Source organism: Vineibacter terrae, from assembly GCF_008039615.1.
Lineage (GTDB): Bacteria > Pseudomonadota > Alphaproteobacteria > Reyranellales > Reyranellaceae > Vineibacter > Vineibacter terrae.
In genome coordinates this window covers 1-16,352 of record NZ_VDUZ01000035.1, presented here as the reverse complement: position 1 = coordinate 16,352, position 16,352 = coordinate 1, and the positions used below count along the sequence as shown (strand labels likewise).

Sequence of the window (16,352 nt, the reverse complement as noted above, 5' to 3'; positions counted from 1 at the left end):
ACGTGGTGGGTGACCGGGAACTGAGGCAGAGCATGCGGCCATGAGCGGGAAGACGTACTACATCACCACGCCGATCTACTACGTGAACGACGTGCCCCATATCGGGCATGCCTACACGACGCTGGCTTGCGACGTGATGGCCCGCTTCATGCGGCTGGACGGCTACGACGTGCATTTCCTCACCGGCACCGACGAGCACGGCCAGAAGGTGGAGAAGGCGGCGGCCGCGGCCGGCATGGCGCCGCAGGCGTTCACCGACAAGGTGAGCCAGGCCTTCCGCGACCTGATCCCCAAGATGGGCTACAGCCCCGACAACTTCATCCGCACCACCGAGCCGCGCCACTACCGCGCCTGCCAGGCGCTGTGGGAGAAGCTGGTCGCGGCCGGCGATCTCTATCTCGGCAAGTATGCCGGCTGGTACTCGGTGCGCGACGAGACCTATTTCGCCGAGTCGGAGACCGAGGTCGGGCCCGACGGCAAGCGCCGTGCCATCAGCACCGGCGCCGATGTCGAGTGGGTGGAGGAGGCGAGCTACTTCTTCCGGCTCTCGGCCTGGCAGGACCGGCTGCTGGCGTTCTACGAGCAGAATCCCCGCTTCATCGCGCCGGAGAGCCGGCGCAACGAGGTGATCAGCTTCGTGAAGGGCGGCTTGCAGGACCTGTCGGTGTCGCGCACGACCTTCAAATGGGGCGTGCCGGTGCCGAACGATCCGGCGCACATCATGTACGTCTGGCTCGACGCGCTCACCAACTACATCACCGAGACCGGCTATCCCGATCCGAGCGCGCCCAACGCGAAATACTGGCCCGCCGACCTGCACATGGTGGGCAAGGACATCGTGCGCTTTCACGCCGTCTACTGGCCGGCGTTCCTGATGGCGGCCGGCGTCGCGCCACCCAAGCGCGTCTTCGCCCATGGCTGGTGGACCATCGAAGGCCAGAAGATGTCCAAGTCGCTGGGCAACGTGGTGGCGCCGGCGGCGCTGGTGGACACCTACGGGCTCGACCAGACGCGCTACTTCCTGCTGCGCGAGGTGCCGTTCGGCAACGACGGCGACTTCCAGCGGCGCGCCATCGTGCAGCGCATGGATTCGGATCTCGCCAACACCTACGGCAATCTCTGCCAGCGCGTGCTGTCGATGATCAACAAGAACTGCGCTGCCGCCGTGCCGGTGGCGGGCCCGCTGCAGGCCGCCGACAGCGCGCTGCTCGATCGCGCCGCTGCGCTGCTGCCGCAGGTGCGGACGTTGATCGGCGATCAGGCCTTCAACGAGGCGCTGATCACCATCTGGGATGTGATCGGCGATGCCAACCGGTACGTCGACGCGCAGGCGCCGTGGGCGCTGGGCAAGACCGATCCGGCTCGCCGCGACACGGTGCTGTGGGTGCTGGCGGAAGCCATCCGGCGCATCACGCTGCTGGTGCAGCCCTTCATGCCCACCGCCACCGCGAAGATCCTCGACCAGCTCGCGGTGCCGGCCCAGGCGCGCAGCTTCGCGGCCATGGACACGGCCCTGGCCAGCGGCACCGCGCTGCCGGCGCCGGAAGGCGTCTTCCCGCGCTTTGTGGATCCGGAGGCGCCGGCCAAGCCGGCCCGGGCGGCGAAGAAGGCCTGACATGCTGATCGACAGCCACTGCCATCTCGATTTCCCCGAGCTGGCGGCCGAGGAGGATGCCGTGGTCGCGCGGGCGCGCGACGCCGGCGTCGGCGCCATGCTGACCATCGGCACCCGGCTCGACGCGTTCGACAAGGTGCGCGCCGTCGCCGAGCGGCATCCCAACATCTGGTGCAGCGTCGGCGTGCATCCGCACGAGGCGAAGGAGGAGGGCCAGCGCACGCCCGATCGGCTGATCGCGCTGGCGCAGCATGCCAAGGTGATCGGCATCGGCGAGACCGGGCTCGACTACTTCTATGAGCACAGCCCGCGGGCCGAGCAGGCCGAGAGCTTCCGCGCCCATATCGCCGCCGCCCGCCGCAGCGGCCTGCCGCTGATCGTGCACACGCGCGACGCCGACGATGACACCGCCGCGATCCTGCGCCAGGAGATGCAGGCGGGCGCCTTCACCGGCCTGATCCACTGCTTCAGCTCGGGGCGCGGCGTCGCCGACGCGGCGCTCGAGCTGGGTCTGTCGATCTCGATCTCGGGCATCGTCACCTTCAAGGCGGCCGAGGATCTGCGCCGCATCGTGCGTGATATCCCGCTCGACCGGCTGCTGGTCGAGACCGACGCGCCCTATCTCGCGCCGGTCCCGCGGCGCGGCAAGCGCAACGAGCCGGCCTTCGTCGCCCATACGGCCGCCAAGGTCGCCGAGCTTAAGGGGATTTCGATCGCCGAGCTGGAGCGCGCCACCACCGACAATTTCTTCCGCCTGTTCACGAAGGCGGACCGCAGCGTCGTCCTCCCCAGCGAAGCTGGGGAGGTGCCCCGAAGGGGCGGAGGGGAGACGACGTGGTCCCCATAGACAAGCACCACGTCAGCTCCCCATCCGGCCTTCGGCCACCTTCCCCACGCTGCGCGCGGGGAAGGGATACATTCGGCGTCACACCATGCGCGTGATCATTCTCGGCTGCGGCACCTCGGGCGGCGTGCCGCGCATCGGCGGCAAGGACGGGGCTGGAGAGTGGGGCGCCTGCGACCCGGCCAATCCCAGGAACCGGCGGCGGCGCTGCTCGATCCTGGTCCAGGACCAGGGCAAGTCGATCCTGGTCGACACCTCGCCCGACCTGCGCGACCAGCTGATCGATGCCCGCGTGACCCGCATCGACGCCGTGCTGTGGACGCACGACCATGCCGACCAGACCCACGGCATTGACGACCTGCGGGCGCTGACCCTGCGCCACGGCCCAGTGGAAGGGTGGGGCGATACCCGCACCCTGGGCATCCTGAAGGATCGCTTCGGCTACTGCTTCGAGACGGCGCGCGGCAGCATCTACACCGCGCTCTACCGCGCCTGCCTGATCGACGGGCCGTTCGAGGCCGCCGGCATCACCGTGACGCCGTTTCATCAGCATCACGGCAGCATCATGTCGCTGGGGTTCCGGTTCGGCCCGATCGCCTACGCCAACGATGTCGTGAAGCTGGACGAGGCGGCCTTTGCCGCCATGGCAGGGGTCGACACGCTGGTCGTTGACGCCATGCGCTACACGCCGCATCCCACGCATGCCCATCTCGACCTGACCTTGTCCTGGATCGAGCGCATCCGGCCGCGGCGGGCTGTCCTGACCAACATGCATGTCGACCTGGACTATGATGAGCTGCGTCGCCGGCTGCCGCCGCATGTCGAGCCGGCCTATGATGGCATGGTCATCGAGGCCTGATATGGCGAATGTGTTATGGAAAATAATCCGTGGCACGGCGCTGACCGCCTGGCTGGCCGGCGCATCGCTGGCGCCCGTCGGCGCGCAGTCGCCGGGCCCCGGCCTTGATCCCGGCGACTCCACCTTCAAGCTTTTCGCGCTGTCGACGAACGCCCGCAGCCTCCAGGACACCGACGACCGGATCAATCGCGAATGGACCGGCAGCTCCACCGAAACCTTGGCCGAGCTGCTGAGCGCCGTGCCGGCCGAGGGCTATGGCCTGATCCGGTCGAAGGCCGTGTCGATCGACCTCAAGGTGCCGCTGGGCTGGCATGCGATCGAGGACCACGAGCGCCTGGCGATCTTCAATCCCGACCGGACGGTGCGGATCATCATCTGGCGCGTCGACCTGGACTACGAGGGCGTGCCGGACGCCGAGAAGTTCATGGCCGGCAAGAGCGCGGCGCTGCGGTCGCGGTTTCCATCGGTCCAGGCCTCGAGCCGGACCTTGTCGGACGGGCAGGTGCTGGGCGTGTTCAACAACGTGCCGGCACGCAAGGGCGACCGCGAGGCGCGATCGATCCTCGACCTGATGACCCCCAATCCGCAGAACCCCAAGCGGGCGCTGCTGATGACATTCGGCACGCCCATGTCCAAGGCGCAGGAATTCCTGCCTTTGCTAGCACTTATGGCACGAGGCACGAATGTGACATGGAAAAAAGACTATTAAACCCTGATATGAAAGTAATATATCATATTTTCCATAATATATATTATACGACAATAGGAGTTTAGGACATAATCATCCAGATGAGCTTGTTGAGGTTCTGGTTTGAGAAAGCTTGAGATTCTGTTCATTGCGCCCTTTGTCATCGTTTGGAGCCTGTTTGCCGTTCCGCCGGCGGCTGACGCCATGGATTGCGGACAGGCCTCCGCCCCCGCCGCGCGTGCGATCTGCGGCGACCAGCAGCTTCAGGCCGCGGACGCGGCTATGGGCGAAGCCTATGAGAAGCTCCTCCAGGCGGCCGATGACGACGCTGACATCCGTGCCATGCTGGTTGACAGCCAGAAGCGCTGGCTGGCCGAACGCGACAAGCTCTTCGATCGCCGGCTGGCCTCGGCGGACAAGGATGCGCAGCGCGCCATCATGCTGTCGGCAATCCAGGACCGCACCCGGGTCCTGACCGAACCATCTGGCAGCCCTCCGCAGCAGCCGGCGCTGATCGTCATTGCGCATGGACAACGCAAATTCACTGCCCGCTACACCGGCGGCTCTTTTGCCGGTTTCGACACCAGCTGCGAATTCCTGCCGGTCCAGGACAGCTACGCCTACGGCTGCTTCGCCAGCCGGCAGTACCAGAACTACAGCCGCGTGTGCACGGCGAGCCGGTACTGGGCAACCGGCCGCGTCCATGAAAAGCGCTCTGTCGCCGAGATCAGCGACGACAAGGCGCGGGTGATCGCGACCTGCTCCGTCGACGGTGCCGAGGGCGATACGACTTGTCCGGGCGGTTCAGGTGAGGACCGGCGCTGGGATACCCTGCCCAAGGCCGACGCTGCCGCGCCCATGCCGTCGCTGCCGAAGATCGACGCCGAGGCCGGCCCGGACGAGGACGCGCCATGGCTGCGCGCCTGCCTGACCGATCGCAGCTACCCGCTGAGCGACCCCACCAGCGACGGCACCCGGAAATAACTCCCAGGCGCGCTGAACGACCCCTCCTACGCTCCGCTGATCGCTTGCGCCGAATAGCGGCGTGGCACATGGTGCCGTCCATCCATGGACAACCGGGAAGCAGGTCATGGCCGATCCTCGTCCGGCGCGCGTGGCGGGCGTCGTCTCCTGTGCCGTGCTCATCTGGTCGGCGGTCGCGCTCGCGCAGGATGTGACGCCCTCGCCGCCAGCAGCCAGCCCGAAGACCGCAACGGCAGGCGCACGCGGCGACTCCTCGACGGTCGCCGAGCATCTGCGCCTGCCGCCCGATGTCACGACGCAGCATGAGCTCACGCTTCCCGACCGGAAGCTGTCGTTCGCCGCCACCGCCGGCTCGGTCCGCCTCTATGACGACAAGGGTGAGCCGCAGGCCGATATCGCCTTCACCGCCTATCGGCTCAACGGCGCCGATCCGCAGACGCGCCCGGTGACCTTCCTGTTCAACGGCGGACCCGGCAGCGCCTCGGCCTGGCTCCAGTTCGGCAGCGCCGGTCCCTGGCGCCTCGACATGGGCAAGGATGCGCTGACGCCGTCGGCGCCAGCCGAGCTGCAGCCCAATGCGCAGACCTGGCTCGACTTCACCGACCTGGTGTTCATCGATCCGGTGGGCACCGGCTACAGCCGGTTCCTCACCAGCACCGAGGCGGTGCGCAACCGCTTCTTCTCGGTCGACGGCGACGCCGCCTCGGTGGCGCTGGGCATCCGCCGCTGGCTGGAGAAAGCCGGCCGCCTGACCTCGCCGAAATTCGTCGTCGGCGAGAGCTACGGCGGCATTCGCGGCCCGCGGGTGGTGCGCAACCTGCAGACGGAGCAGGGCGTGGGCGTGAAGGGCCTGATCCTGGTGTCGCCGGTGCTCGATTTCCGCGATTTCGGAGGGTCCAGCCTCCTGCAGTATGTCGCGCGGCTGCCCACCATGGCGGCTGTCGCGCGCGAGCAGAAAAACCCTGTCACGCGGGCCGACATGGTCGATGTCGAGCAGTACGCCAGCACCGACTTCCTCCTCGACCTCGTCAAAGGCGAGGCCGATGTCGAGGCGACGACGCGGCTGGCCGATCGCGTCGCGGCGCTGACCGGGATCGACCAGGCCGTCAGCCGCCGTCTGGCCGGCCGTTTCGACCAGGCCGAGTTCCGCCGCGAGTTCGATCGCCGCAACGGCCGGGTGCTGGGGCGCTACGACGCCTCGGTGTCGGGCATCGACCCCTACCCCGGCTCGAGCTGGTTCCTGTTCGACGACCCATCGGGAGATCCGCTGGCCGCGCCACTGACCAGCGCCGCGGTCGACCTCTATGCCCGCCGGCTGAACTGGCGGCCGAACGGATCCTACAATCTGTCCAACCGCTCGGTGCTGCGCGCCTGGAACTATGGCCGCGGCATCAACCCGGTGGAGTCCGTCAGCCAGCTGCGGCGGATCCTGGCCATGGACCCCAAGCTAAAGCTGCTGGTGACGCACGGCCTGTTCGACCTCGCCACACCCTATTTCAGCTCGAAGATCGTGCTCGACCAGCTGCCCGCCTATGCCTCGCCCGATCGGGTCAAGCTCGTGGTCTATCCCGGCGGCCATATGTTCTACTCGCGCGACTCCTCCCGTCAGGCGTTTCGCGAGGAGGCCCAGGCGCTGATGAAATAGCGCCGGGCGGACGTATTCCACACGCGCTGTCAAATCAAGGGAACAACGTGCCTTCCGACAAACCGACGCCCGATAGCCTCCCGCGCGAGCCGCTCGAGCGCCTGCTGGCCGTGATGGCGTGGCTGCGCCATCCGGTGCATGGCTGTCCGTGGGACCTGAAGCAGGATTTCGCCAGCATCGCGCCGTACACCCTCGAGGAAGCCTACGAGGTCGCCGACGCCATCCGCCGCGGCGACCGGTCGGACCTGCGCGAGGAGCTGGGCGACCTGCTGCTGCAGGTTGTCTATCACGCCCGCATGGCCGAGGAGGAAGGCGCCTTCGCCTTCAGGGATGTCGCGCAAGCCATCGCCGACAAGATGGTCAATCGGCATCCGCATGTCTTCGGCGATGCCCATGTCGAGGGCGATGAGCACCAGAGCGGTGTCTGGGAGCAGATCAAGGCGCAAGAGCGCGGGGCGCGCCAGGCCGCCACCAGCGTGCTGGATGGGGTTGCGCTCGCCCTGCCCTCCCTGGTCCGGGCCGAGAAGCTGCAGAAGCGGGCAGCCCGGGTCGGCTTCGACTGGGGCGCGGCCGGACCGGTGATCGACAAGATCGAGGAGGAGATCGACGAGCTGCGCGCCGAGGTGGCCGCCAAGGCCCCGGCAGCCCGGCTCCAGGACGAGATCGGCGACGTGCTGTTCGCCGTCGCCAACCTGGCGCGGCATTTGAAGATCGATCCTGAAGCCGCCTTGCGCGCTACCAACGAGAAGTTCGACCGCCGCTTCCGGCATGTCGAGCGCCGCCTTCACGAGGCCGGCCGCTCTCCCGAGCAGGCGTCCCTCGGCGAGATGGAGGCGCTCTGGCAGGAAGCGAAGGCCACCGAGTAGTCGGCCGGCCGCACGGTCGACCTGCCGCGGCGCTTGCGATGCAGGTGGTTCACACCACCAGGTGTCCCCTCTTGTCCGCGACGCCGATCTCGGCCCGCACGCCGCTGTTGAAATCGAGGAAGTCGGCTTCGATGCCGTCGCTGAAGATCACGCCGTTCTCGGGCATCTGCGACACCAGGGTCAGCGTTGCCGGCGCCTCCAGCCGGCCGAACACCAGCGAGGCGCGGGTCGTGCGGCTGGGAAACGGCTCGCGCACCGCGAAGTGCAGCCGCTCGGCATCCCAGGGGAAGGCCGGTGACGGCTCCTGCAGCGCGTCGGCCGGCAGCAGCACCCGGGTGGTGGCGCTCCAGCCGGCGTAGATGCTTTTCAGCCAGCCGCTGGAGCCCAGGCCGGTCGACACGATCACGCCGCTGGAGGACTGTGCCTCCTCGTGCTCGCCCAGCCGGATGGTGTAGCGCGCCGAGATGTGCGAGCGCGGCCCGATGAAGAGGTCGTTGACGCCGTACAGCGTCTGGCCGGTGTTGAGCCGGGCCTGCGCCATCACCACGTGCCGCACCTGCCGGCGGCCGGCCAGCGTGTCGCGCGCGATGCGGTCGAGATCGGCCACCCTGAACGGCAGGAGCACGCCGTCCCAGCGCGCCGGGTCGGGGTTGATGCCGATCACCGGCTGGGTATCGAGGTATTTCAGCGTGTTGGCGACCAACCCGTCCTGGCCCAGCACGACGATCAGGTCATCGGGCCCGAAGACGAAGTTGGGCAGGAACTTGCGCTCCAGCCGCTGCACCCGGCCGACAGCCGCCAGGGCGATGGCGGCGCGGGCCACCGCGTCGCGGTAGCCCGTCTGCTCGACCAGGTAGTCGCTGAAATCGGCGCCCAGGCGCTCGACGTAGAACTGCGCCTGCCGTTCGGTGTTGAAGCGCGCGACCAGCTCGTCCAGCCGCGTCGGGCGGGTGATCAGCACGATGCGGCGGTCGTCGGCGGCCATCGCCACCTCCCCTTCTACGCCGGCTGGGGCCGGCTCAGAAGCTCGCCCAGCAGGTCGGGCGAGACATTGAGCTGGCCGATCTTGCCGGCATTGCCGGCCAGGTCGCGGAAGGCGGCGGCGATCGTCTGCTCGGGCCGCATGCCCGATGTGGCGAGCGCCTCCAGCACCCGTGGATCGACGCTGGCCGCCGCCCGCATCAAGGCTTCAATGCCGTGCGCCTTGGCTTCCGCCTCCTGGCGTGCGTTGGCGGTGGCGAGCTCGACCAGGCGGGCGTTCTTCTCCTCCAGCGTGATCCTGCCCACCATGTCGGCTTCGGCGATCTCCTGGCGCTTGACCTGCACCGCGATCTCGGTGCGCAGCTCATTCTCCTTGATCGCCCGCTCCTGCTCGACGGCGGCGTTGCGGCGGGCATAGATCGCCTCGTCGGCCCGCTTCAGCAGCGCCTCGCGCGCCTCGGCCTCCAGCGCCCGTGCCGTCTCGGGCTTGGGCTTGATCGCCAGGATCGAGAACCCCAGGATCTCGAGCCCCAGCGCGGTGACCACGGGATCAGCGCCCAGGCTGCCGCCGACGCGCGCCGCCAGCGCATCGCCGACCGCCAGCGCCTGGCCCAGCGGCAGCGCGCGGATCTCGGTCTTGAGCGACGCCTGCAGCCGGTCGAGCAGCCGCTGCGGCAGCTTCTGCGGGTCCTCCGAGGCGTAGCGGCCGGCGGCATTCAACGTGAAATCCATCAGCTCGGCGATGCGCTCGGGCTGGGCGATGCGCCAGGTGAGCTGACCCTGGATGCTCACCATCTGCCAGTCGGCGGTGGTCTCCTCGAAGATGAAGGGTGAGTCGCCGCTGGCCGTCGGCACCACCACCAGCGACGTCGCCGGCGCGAAATAGAAGAAGGACAGTCCCGTGCCGGCGCTGACGCGCTGGCCGTTGCGATAGCGGATCACGTACTGGGTCGGCTGGGTCTTGAGGAACCGGACGCCGAACATCGTCGCCTCCTGCGGAAGGGTTCACGGCCTCAATGTAATGGCCTTAGTTGTAAATATCAACTAACTTAGTTATATAAAATATTTATCTTAGAATATAATGAGAACTAAGTAGGATGGCGCCATGAAGCAGCCTCAAACCGGACCGGTCCCGGCGCCTGCCGAGCGGCCGTTGCTCACGGTCGACGTGACGATCCTCACGCTGCGCGACGACAGCCTGCAGGCGTTGCTGGTGCGCCGCGCCGAGCCGCCGCATGCCGGCCGCTGGGCGCTGCCCGGCGGCTTCATCCGGCCCGACGACATCTCGCTGGAAGGTGCGGCGCGCCGCGTCCTGCTCGACAAGGCAGGCATCGAGACGCCCTACCTCGAGCAGCTGGGCAGCTACGGCGATGCCAAGCGTGATCCGCGCGGCTGGTCGGCGACGGTCGCCTATGTCGCCCTGATCGCGTCCGACCGGCTCGAGCCGCGGCACGGGCGCAACGCCGATGCCGCGTCATGGTGGCCGATCGTGGGCACATCGGTGGCGCCGACCCTGGCGTTCGACCACGCCCGGATCCTGGCCGCCGCCATCGGGCGCGTGCGGGCCAAGGTCGAGTACACGACCTTGCCGGTGCACCTGCTGCCGGCGAAGTTCACCCTGCCCGACCTGCAGCGCGTCTACGAGCAGCTGCTGGACCGCAAGCTCGACAAGTCGGCGTTCCGCAAGCGCATCGCCGAGGTCGACTTCCTCGAGCCGGTCGAAGGCGAGCGGCGCGCGGCCAGCAACCGGCCAGCCCAGCTCTGGCGGGTCAAGCCCGACCACCGCACCGTGTTCTTCGACCGCACGATCTAGTCCTGGCCGGGCCGCGCCGCTCCAGCGGCGCTCTTCAGCAACGTAAAACCGAAGAGGCGCCGCTGGAGCGGCGCGGCCCGACCCCTGAGCCCCCTACCCCGTGCCCAGCACCGCCTGCATCTGCCGGGTGGCGTAGTCGGGATCGGCGAGCTTCTTGGAGGCGAAGCGCTCATCGCCGCGGGGCACGAGCAGGATCACATGGGGGGCCAGGATCGCCGGCGTCTCGGGTGGATCGTCCCGTCCGGCGGGCATCTCGACCTCGGCCAGCGCGAAGTAGGTGCGGCCTTCGACCTTGAAGAAGTCGACGTCCCAGCCGCAGTCGCCGGCGGCGAGGTGGAAGCGTACCTTCTCGAGCGTCTCGCCGCGCAAGGTCCACAGGCGCTGGAAGTCGACCTCCGATACCGTCGTCTCGATCTCGACCATCTCGGCGCCGATAGGACGCTTGAAGGAGAAGATATGCTCCACCGCGTCAGGCGTTTCGAAGCGCCGGATGCGCAGGCCCGGCGCATCGAGATAGGCTTGCCGGATGGCGCGCCGGGTCCAGGGTGGGCAGGCGGCGGCCAGCGCCTGCTCCAGCCGGCCCTCGGGGTCGCGCAGCACGAGCTTGCGTTCGTTCTCGATCGGCATCTGACCCATCCGCTTTTTCGTTTGCGCTGCCGCGCCGTGGCGTGGCGAAATGCCGGCATGACGGACACGCTCGACACCCTGCCGACACCTTGCCTCATCCTCGATCGCGCAGTCCTGCGGCGCAATGTCCGTCGCATGACCGATCGCCTCAAGCCGGCAGGCGTCCAGCTGCGCCCGCACCTGAAGACCGCCAAGTCGGTCGAGGTCGGCCGACTCGCCACCGCCGCATTCGATGGCCGTATCACGGTCTCGACCCTGGCCGAGGCCAGGTATTTCGCGGCCGGCGGCTTCAAGGACATCCTGTACGGCGTCGGCATCGTGCCCTCGAAGCTGGCCGCGGTCACGCAGCTGCGCCGCGGCGGCACCAACCTGCGCGTCGTGACCGACAACATGCCCGTCGCGCGCGCCATCGCCGAAGCGGCCAAGGCCGGCGACAGCTTCTCGGTCTTCATCGAGATCGACAGCGGTGGCGGCCGCGCCGGGCTGCCCTATCCCGGGCTGCCGGACCTGATCGATATCGCACGTATCCTGCACGGCGCAGCCAATGTCGAGCTGGCGGGCGTGATGACACATGCCGGTCATTCCTATCACGAGAACACGCCCGACGGCATCGCCAAGGTCGCCGAGCAGGAGCGGCTGGCGGTGGTCACGGCGGCGCAGGCCCTGCGCGACGCCGGCATTCCCTGCCCGATCGTCAGCGCGGGCTCGACCCCGACCGCCATGCACGCCCGCCACTTCGACGGCATCACCGAGATGCGCCCGGGCGTGTTCGTGTTCAACGATCTCGACCAGGCCGGCATCGGCTCGTGCGGCTCAGGCGACATCGCGCTGTCGGTGATGGCATCCGTGATCGGCCACTACCCGCACCGCAACCAGCTGCTGATCGACGCCGGGGCGCTGGCGCTGAGCAAGGATATCAGCGCCCAGGAGTTCATGCCCAAGGCCGGCTACGGCTTCATCAAGGATGCGCCGGTGGCCGATCTGGCGGTGGTGGCCTGCTCGCAGGAGCACGGCTTCGTGCAGGCCGATGCGCCGCTGCCCTATGACAAGCTCCCCATCGGCAGCAAGGTGCGGGTATGGCCCAACCACGCCTGCATCACCGCCGCCGCCTATGACCGCTACTACGTGATCGACAGCGAGCAGAGCGACGGCCGCGCCGTCGTGGCGACCTACGACCGGATCAACGGCTGGTAAGGCATGCAGGCGCTGCTGGCTGCCGCCGCGCTCGCGCTCTGCCTGGTCGTCGGCACGGCCGCAGCGCAGCTTCCGGTCGGCGCCCGGACCATCGCGGTCGCCGATTTGCCCGGCGAGCCGGCGATACCGCTGACCGTGTGGTACCCGGCGATGGAGAATGGCGTCACCGAAGACGGCGAGCCGGCCGCGGTCGCTGCCGCGCCGGCGCCGGGGCGCCATCGCCTGGTGATGCTGTCGCATGGCTCCGGCGGCGTGCCGCTGAACCACCGTGACCTGATCCTGCACCTGGCGTCGAGCGGCATCATCGTCGCTGCGCCGCTGCATCCCTACGACAATGCAGCCGACCGCAGCGGACCCGGCACCGACCTGCAGCTGCTGGGGCGGCCCCGCCACATCGGGCGCAGCATCGATGCGCTGCTGGCGCATCCGACCTTCGGGCCCCTGATCGACAGGGCGCGCATCGGCATCGTCGGCTACTCGGCCGGTGGCTTCGCCGCCCTGGTCGTGATCGGCGGCGAGCCGAACTTCGCGCTGGGACCGGCGCATTGCGCCCAGGCCGAGCACGACAGCGGCTTCTGCGGCTGGATGCGGCGCGGCGGCATCCAGCGCCTGCGCCCGGACTGGACGGCCGTGCACGACCGGCGCGTGCGCGCCGCCGTGCTGCTGGCCCCCGCCTACGGCATCTTCTTCGACCGCAAGGGCCTGGCCGATGTCGCCGCCGCGATACGGCTCTATCGCGCCGAGGCCGACGACGTCGTGCGCCATCCGTTCAATGAGGAAAGGCTGCGCCGCGTCCTGCCGCGGCCGCCGGAGTATGCGGTGGTGCCGGGCGGTCATTTCGTGTTCGTATCGCCCTGCCGGCGCTCGACGCCGGGCGGCCTGTGCCGCGACGCGTCCGGGGTCGACCGGCCTCGCCGGCTGCGCCGTATGAATGCCGAGATTCAGGATTTCTTCGATCGCAGCCTCGGTCGGGATTGAGCCCGCGGGCCTGGTCTGGAGCACGCCGCATGCTGGGTAGAATCGCCATCCTCCTCGCCGCCTTGTCGGTGCTGCTGTCGGCGCACGCCGGGGCGCAGACGCCTTCCAAGGTGCCCTTCAAGGTCGGCATGCGCGAGGCCGTCTACAAGGACGAGTTCGAGCCGGCCGGGATCCGGACCCAGGTGTGGTACCCCACGCAGCTGGCGCCCGAGCCGTGGAACATGTACGGGATCTATGAGATCAATGCCCGCAAGGATGCGGCGCCCGTCCCCGGACGCCGGCCGCTGATCGTGATCTCGCACGGCAGCTTTGGCGAGCCGTTCGGGATGCATGATCTGGCTGAGTACCTCGCCGCGCGCGGCTACATCGTCGCCACCCTCAGGCATCCGCACGACAACAACGAAGACTCCTCCGGCACCCATTCCGATCTGCAGCTCGTCGGCCGTTCGCGCCACGTCGCGCGCGTCATCGATGGCGTGCTCGCCGATCCCGTGTTCGGTGCGATGGTCGATCGGGACAAGATCGGCATGATCGGCTTTTCCGCCGGCGGCTTCACCGCCCTGACGGTGCTGGGCGCGGAGCCGGACTTCAAGCGGCTCACCGAGTACTGCCAGACCAACCCTGACGACGGCGTCGCCTGCAGCGGCGGGCTCGAAGGCAAGGTGCGCATCGAGCGCCCGGACTGGAAGCAGACACCGGATGCGCGGGTGAAGGCGGCCGTGATCATGGCGCCCGGATGGGGCTTCATGTTCTCGCGCAAGACGCTGCAGACCGTGACCAAGCCGGTGCTGATCTACCGCGCCGCCAGCGACAGCGCGATCCGCCATCCCTTCAGCGAGGAGTGGATCGCGGAGAATCTCGGGCGCAAGCCCGAATACCAGGTCGTGCCCGGCGAGCACCTGATATTTCTCGCGGCGTGCGACTACGGCGTCGTGGCGGACATCTGCCGCGACGGGCCCGGCATCGACCGCCGTGCCATTCACGCCGAGATCAGCGCCGGCGTGCTCGACTTCTTCGAGCGTTCCTTGCGATGACTTGAATCAAGGCGAATTGCGGCCAAACGATCCTGTTTTGGTCATGATGATACCCCGGCGCTGACCAGATTACCTCCCACGTTCAACGTGCTGACGGCGCGCCGGTGCTTGCTCACAGCCGGCGTGTCCAAGGAGGGAGTGATGATCAAGAATGCAATGGCCTTGTCCATCGTCGCCGTGTTGGCCGCAGCCTGCGGCGACACCTGGGGCCAGCGTGCCGTGACCGGCGGCGCGATCGGCGCCGGCACCGGTGCCGTGGTCGGCAGCGCGACGGATATGGGGCCGCTGCCCGGTGCGTTGATCGGCGGCGCGATCGGCGCCGGCGTCGGCGCGGCTACGGCCCCGCCCAAGCGTCGCTATTACCGCGACCGCTACTATTGATCCGGCGCCGCGGACAGTCCGCGGGTGATCGCTCGGGCGGCCTCGATCGGCCGCCCGAGCCGTATCTCACAGCGTGCTGACCGTATGGCCGCCGTCGACCACGATGTTGGCGCCGGTCATGAAGGCGCCGGCTTCTGAGGCCAGCAGCAGCAGCGCGCCATCGAGGTTCTCCGGCTTGCCCAGGCGCCGCTGCGGAATGCGCTCGATCAGGCGCAGGCCGGCCGGCGTCTTCCAGAACGCATCGTTCATCTCGGTCTCGATGTAGCCCGGCGAGATGGCATTCACCTGGATGCCGTGCCGTGCCCACTCCATCGCCAGCGCCCGTGTCAGATGCAGCAGGCCGGCCTTGGCGGCGTTGTAGGGCGCGACCTGGCCGATGGTGCGCAGGCCCAGGATCGAGGCGATGTTGATGATGCGCCCGCTGCGCTTCGCCGCCACCATGCGCTGCGCCGCCGTCTGCGCCACCAGCCAGGCGCCGCGCAGGTTGGTGTTCACCACCTCGTCCCATTCCGACTCGGGCATCGTCAGCGCCGACTTCACGATCGAGATGCCGGCATTGTTGACCACGACATCGATCGGTCCCAGCGCCGCCTCAGCCTCGGCATAGCCGGCCCGGATCGACTCGCCCGACATCACGTCCATCGCCACGGCCGCCGCCTTGCCGCCGCCGGCGCGCAACGTATCCACCAGCGTGTCCAGGCGCTCGCGCCGGCGCGCCGTCACCGCCACGGCCGCGCCGCTGGCCGCCAACGTGCGGGCGAAATGCAGGCCCAGCCCCGACGAGGCGCCCGTCACCAGCGCCACCTTGCCGGCTAGGTCGAATATCTTGGACATGCGTGCGCCACCCCTGTTTCATGCCGGCCGTTGGGGCGCCTGTTATAGGCGCCCCTTCCCGTCTCGCAAACCCATTCGCGGGGGCAATCATGGATCTTGGATTGAAGGGCCAGCGCGTGCTGGTCACGGGCGGCAGCAAGAGCATCGGCCGGGCCATTGTGGATACGTTCGTCGCCGAGGGCGCGACGGTGGGCTTCTGCGCCCGCGACGCGGCGCTGGTGCAGCAGCGCGAGGTGGCGTGGAAGGAAGCCGGCGGCAAGGTGACGGGCACGGCGCTGGACGTCACCGATGAGCCGGCGCTGAAGGCCTGGATCGACGGCTTCGCCGCGGCCAATGGCGGCCTCGATCATTTCGTCGCCAATGTCAGCGCGCTGGGCATCGAGGATTCGGCCGAGGGCTGGCGGCGCAGCATCGAGATCGACCTGGTCTCGACGGTGAACGCGCTGCGCCTGGTGCGGCCGCACCTGGAGAAGAGCGCCCCCGGCGGCTCCATCACCGTGATCGGAACGGTGTCGCTGGTCGAGGTGTCGGGCCCGACGCAACCCTACCGCTCGGTGAAGGCGGCGCTGGTGCCGCTGGTGAAGTCGCTGGCCGTCGATCTCGCGCCCAAGGGCGTGCGGGTGAACATGGTGTCGCCCGGCACGATCCTGGAGGACGGCAACACCTGGGGCCGCCAGCGCGACGCCAACAGCGAGCGCTACCAGCGCATGCTGGCGCGCAACCCGATGGGCCGCATGGGCCGGCCCGACGAGGTCGCCGATGCCGTCGCCTTCCTGTCGAGCCGGCGCGCGAGCTTCGTGAGCGGCGCCAACTTCATCGTCGACGGCGCCGTGACCTCGCGCGTGCAGTACTAGGGCCTGTTTTCAAACCGAGTCACATCTCACTTGTCACTCGGAATGAAATTTGATTCAAAGCTGTTCTTTGCGTGAGTTGCAGCAATGAACAGGCGGCCGCTGAGTGATGAGCAATGGTCGGTGATCGAGCCCCTGCTGAGGACGGATCGTAGCAA

At 68.4% G+C, this 16,352-nt stretch carries 17 protein-coding genes; 13 read left to right on the top strand and 4 right to left on the bottom strand.

Features of this window, described 5'->3' with window-relative positions; all coding sequences use genetic code 11:
- Positions 1 to 40: 40 nt before the first annotated feature.
- The 7 genes from metG to mazG all read left to right on the top strand — a co-directional run bounded on the left by metG (position 41) and on the right by mazG (position 7,501).
- Positions 41 to 1,615 (top strand): methionine--tRNA ligase, encoded by a 1,575-nt coding sequence (metG, locus tag FHP25_RS26500; protein WP_147849993.1) that lies wholly within the window; start codon positions 41 to 43, stop codon positions 1,613 to 1,615.
- 1 nt (position 1,616) lies between these two features.
- Positions 1,617 to 2,462, top strand: coding sequence for a TatD family hydrolase (locus tag FHP25_RS26495; protein ID WP_147849992.1), 846 nt, complete (start codon positions 1,617 to 1,619; stop codon positions 2,460 to 2,462).
- A gap of 85 nt (positions 2,463 to 2,547) precedes the next feature.
- On the top strand, positions 2,548 to 3,318 hold the full coding sequence (locus tag FHP25_RS26490; RefSeq protein WP_147849991.1) for an MBL fold metallo-hydrolase: 771 nt from the start codon (positions 2,548 to 2,550) through the stop codon (positions 3,316 to 3,318).
- A gap of 1 nt (position 3,319) precedes the next feature.
- A complete protein-coding gene (locus FHP25_RS26485; protein WP_147849990.1) occupies positions 3,320 to 4,027 on the top strand; it encodes a hypothetical protein in 708 nt (235 codons plus the stop codon).
- Positions 4,028 to 4,129: 102 nt separating this feature from the next.
- On the top strand, positions 4,130 to 4,990 hold the full coding sequence (locus tag FHP25_RS26480) for a lysozyme inhibitor LprI family protein (protein ID WP_147849989.1): 861 nt from the start codon (positions 4,130 to 4,132) through the stop codon (positions 4,988 to 4,990).
- A gap of 106 nt (positions 4,991 to 5,096) precedes the next feature.
- On the top strand, positions 5,097 to 6,635 hold the full coding sequence (locus FHP25_RS26475) for a S10 family peptidase (protein ID WP_147849988.1): 1,539 nt from the start codon (positions 5,097 to 5,099) through the stop codon (positions 6,633 to 6,635).
- A 47-nt stretch (positions 6,636 to 6,682) separates the two neighbouring features.
- Positions 6,683 to 7,501, top strand: coding sequence for a nucleoside triphosphate pyrophosphohydrolase (gene mazG / locus FHP25_RS26470; protein WP_269434410.1), 819 nt, complete (start codon positions 6,683 to 6,685; stop codon positions 7,499 to 7,501).
- A gap of 49 nt (positions 7,502 to 7,550) precedes the next feature.
- Here mazG and FHP25_RS26465 read toward each other — a convergent pair whose 3' ends face one another.
- Both FHP25_RS26465 and FHP25_RS26460 read right to left on the bottom strand, forming a co-directional pair.
- Positions 7,551 to 8,486, bottom strand: a complete 936-nt coding sequence (locus FHP25_RS26465; RefSeq protein ID WP_147849987.1) for a diacylglycerol kinase catalytic domain-containing protein — start codon at positions 8,484 to 8,486, stop codon at positions 7,551 to 7,553.
- Between the two features lie 14 nt (positions 8,487 to 8,500).
- The gene (locus FHP25_RS26460) at positions 8,501 to 9,466 is read right to left on the bottom strand and encodes an SPFH domain-containing protein (protein ID WP_147849986.1); all 966 of its coding nucleotides are present in this window, start codon (positions 9,464 to 9,466) and stop codon (positions 8,501 to 8,503) included.
- A gap of 121 nt (positions 9,467 to 9,587) precedes the next feature.
- On the opposite strand from FHP25_RS26460, the gene FHP25_RS26455 reads away from it, so the two are divergent.
- The gene (locus FHP25_RS26455; RefSeq protein ID WP_147849985.1) at positions 9,588 to 10,295 is read left to right on the top strand and encodes an NUDIX hydrolase; all 708 of its coding nucleotides are present in this window, start codon (positions 9,588 to 9,590) and stop codon (positions 10,293 to 10,295) included.
- A 93-nt stretch (positions 10,296 to 10,388) separates the two neighbouring features.
- Here FHP25_RS26455 and FHP25_RS26450 read toward each other — a convergent pair whose 3' ends face one another.
- Positions 10,389 to 10,922 carry a CYTH domain-containing protein gene (locus FHP25_RS26450; RefSeq protein WP_147849984.1) on the bottom strand — a complete coding sequence of 178 codons (534 nt, stop codon included), beginning with the start codon at positions 10,920 to 10,922 and terminating at the stop codon, positions 10,389 to 10,391.
- A 57-nt stretch (positions 10,923 to 10,979) separates the two neighbouring features.
- Between FHP25_RS26450 and FHP25_RS26445 the strand changes: the two genes are divergently transcribed.
- The 4 genes from FHP25_RS26445 to FHP25_RS26430 all read left to right on the top strand — a co-directional run bounded on the left by FHP25_RS26445 (position 10,980) and on the right by FHP25_RS26430 (position 14,509).
- Positions 10,980 to 12,116 carry an alanine racemase gene (locus tag FHP25_RS26445; protein ID WP_147849983.1) on the top strand — a complete coding sequence of 379 codons (1,137 nt, stop codon included), beginning with the start codon at positions 10,980 to 10,982 and terminating at the stop codon, positions 12,114 to 12,116.
- A gap of 3 nt (positions 12,117 to 12,119) precedes the next feature.
- A complete protein-coding gene (locus FHP25_RS26440; protein WP_147849982.1) occupies positions 12,120 to 13,094 on the top strand; it encodes an alpha/beta hydrolase family protein in 975 nt (324 codons plus the stop codon).
- A 29-nt stretch (positions 13,095 to 13,123) separates the two neighbouring features.
- Positions 13,124 to 14,128 (top strand): alpha/beta hydrolase family protein, encoded by a 1,005-nt coding sequence (locus tag FHP25_RS26435; RefSeq protein ID WP_147849981.1) that lies wholly within the window; start codon positions 13,124 to 13,126, stop codon positions 14,126 to 14,128.
- A 141-nt stretch (positions 14,129 to 14,269) separates the two neighbouring features.
- Positions 14,270 to 14,509, top strand: a complete 240-nt coding sequence (locus FHP25_RS26430; RefSeq protein ID WP_218578615.1) for a YMGG-like glycine zipper-containing protein — start codon at positions 14,270 to 14,272, stop codon at positions 14,507 to 14,509.
- A gap of 66 nt (positions 14,510 to 14,575) precedes the next feature.
- Here the strand turns inward: FHP25_RS26430 and FHP25_RS26425 are convergent, their stop codons facing one another.
- The gene (locus tag FHP25_RS26425) at positions 14,576 to 15,343 is read right to left on the bottom strand and encodes an SDR family NAD(P)-dependent oxidoreductase (RefSeq protein WP_147849980.1); all 768 of its coding nucleotides are present in this window, start codon (positions 15,341 to 15,343) and stop codon (positions 14,576 to 14,578) included.
- Between the two features lie 89 nt (positions 15,344 to 15,432).
- Between FHP25_RS26425 and FHP25_RS26420 the strand changes: the two genes are divergently transcribed.
- Positions 15,433 to 16,197: an SDR family NAD(P)-dependent oxidoreductase gene (locus FHP25_RS26420; protein WP_178133797.1), complete on the top strand. Its 765-nt coding sequence runs from the start codon at positions 15,433 to 15,435 to the stop codon at positions 16,195 to 16,197.
- Positions 16,198 to 16,352: the final 155 nt, after the last annotated feature.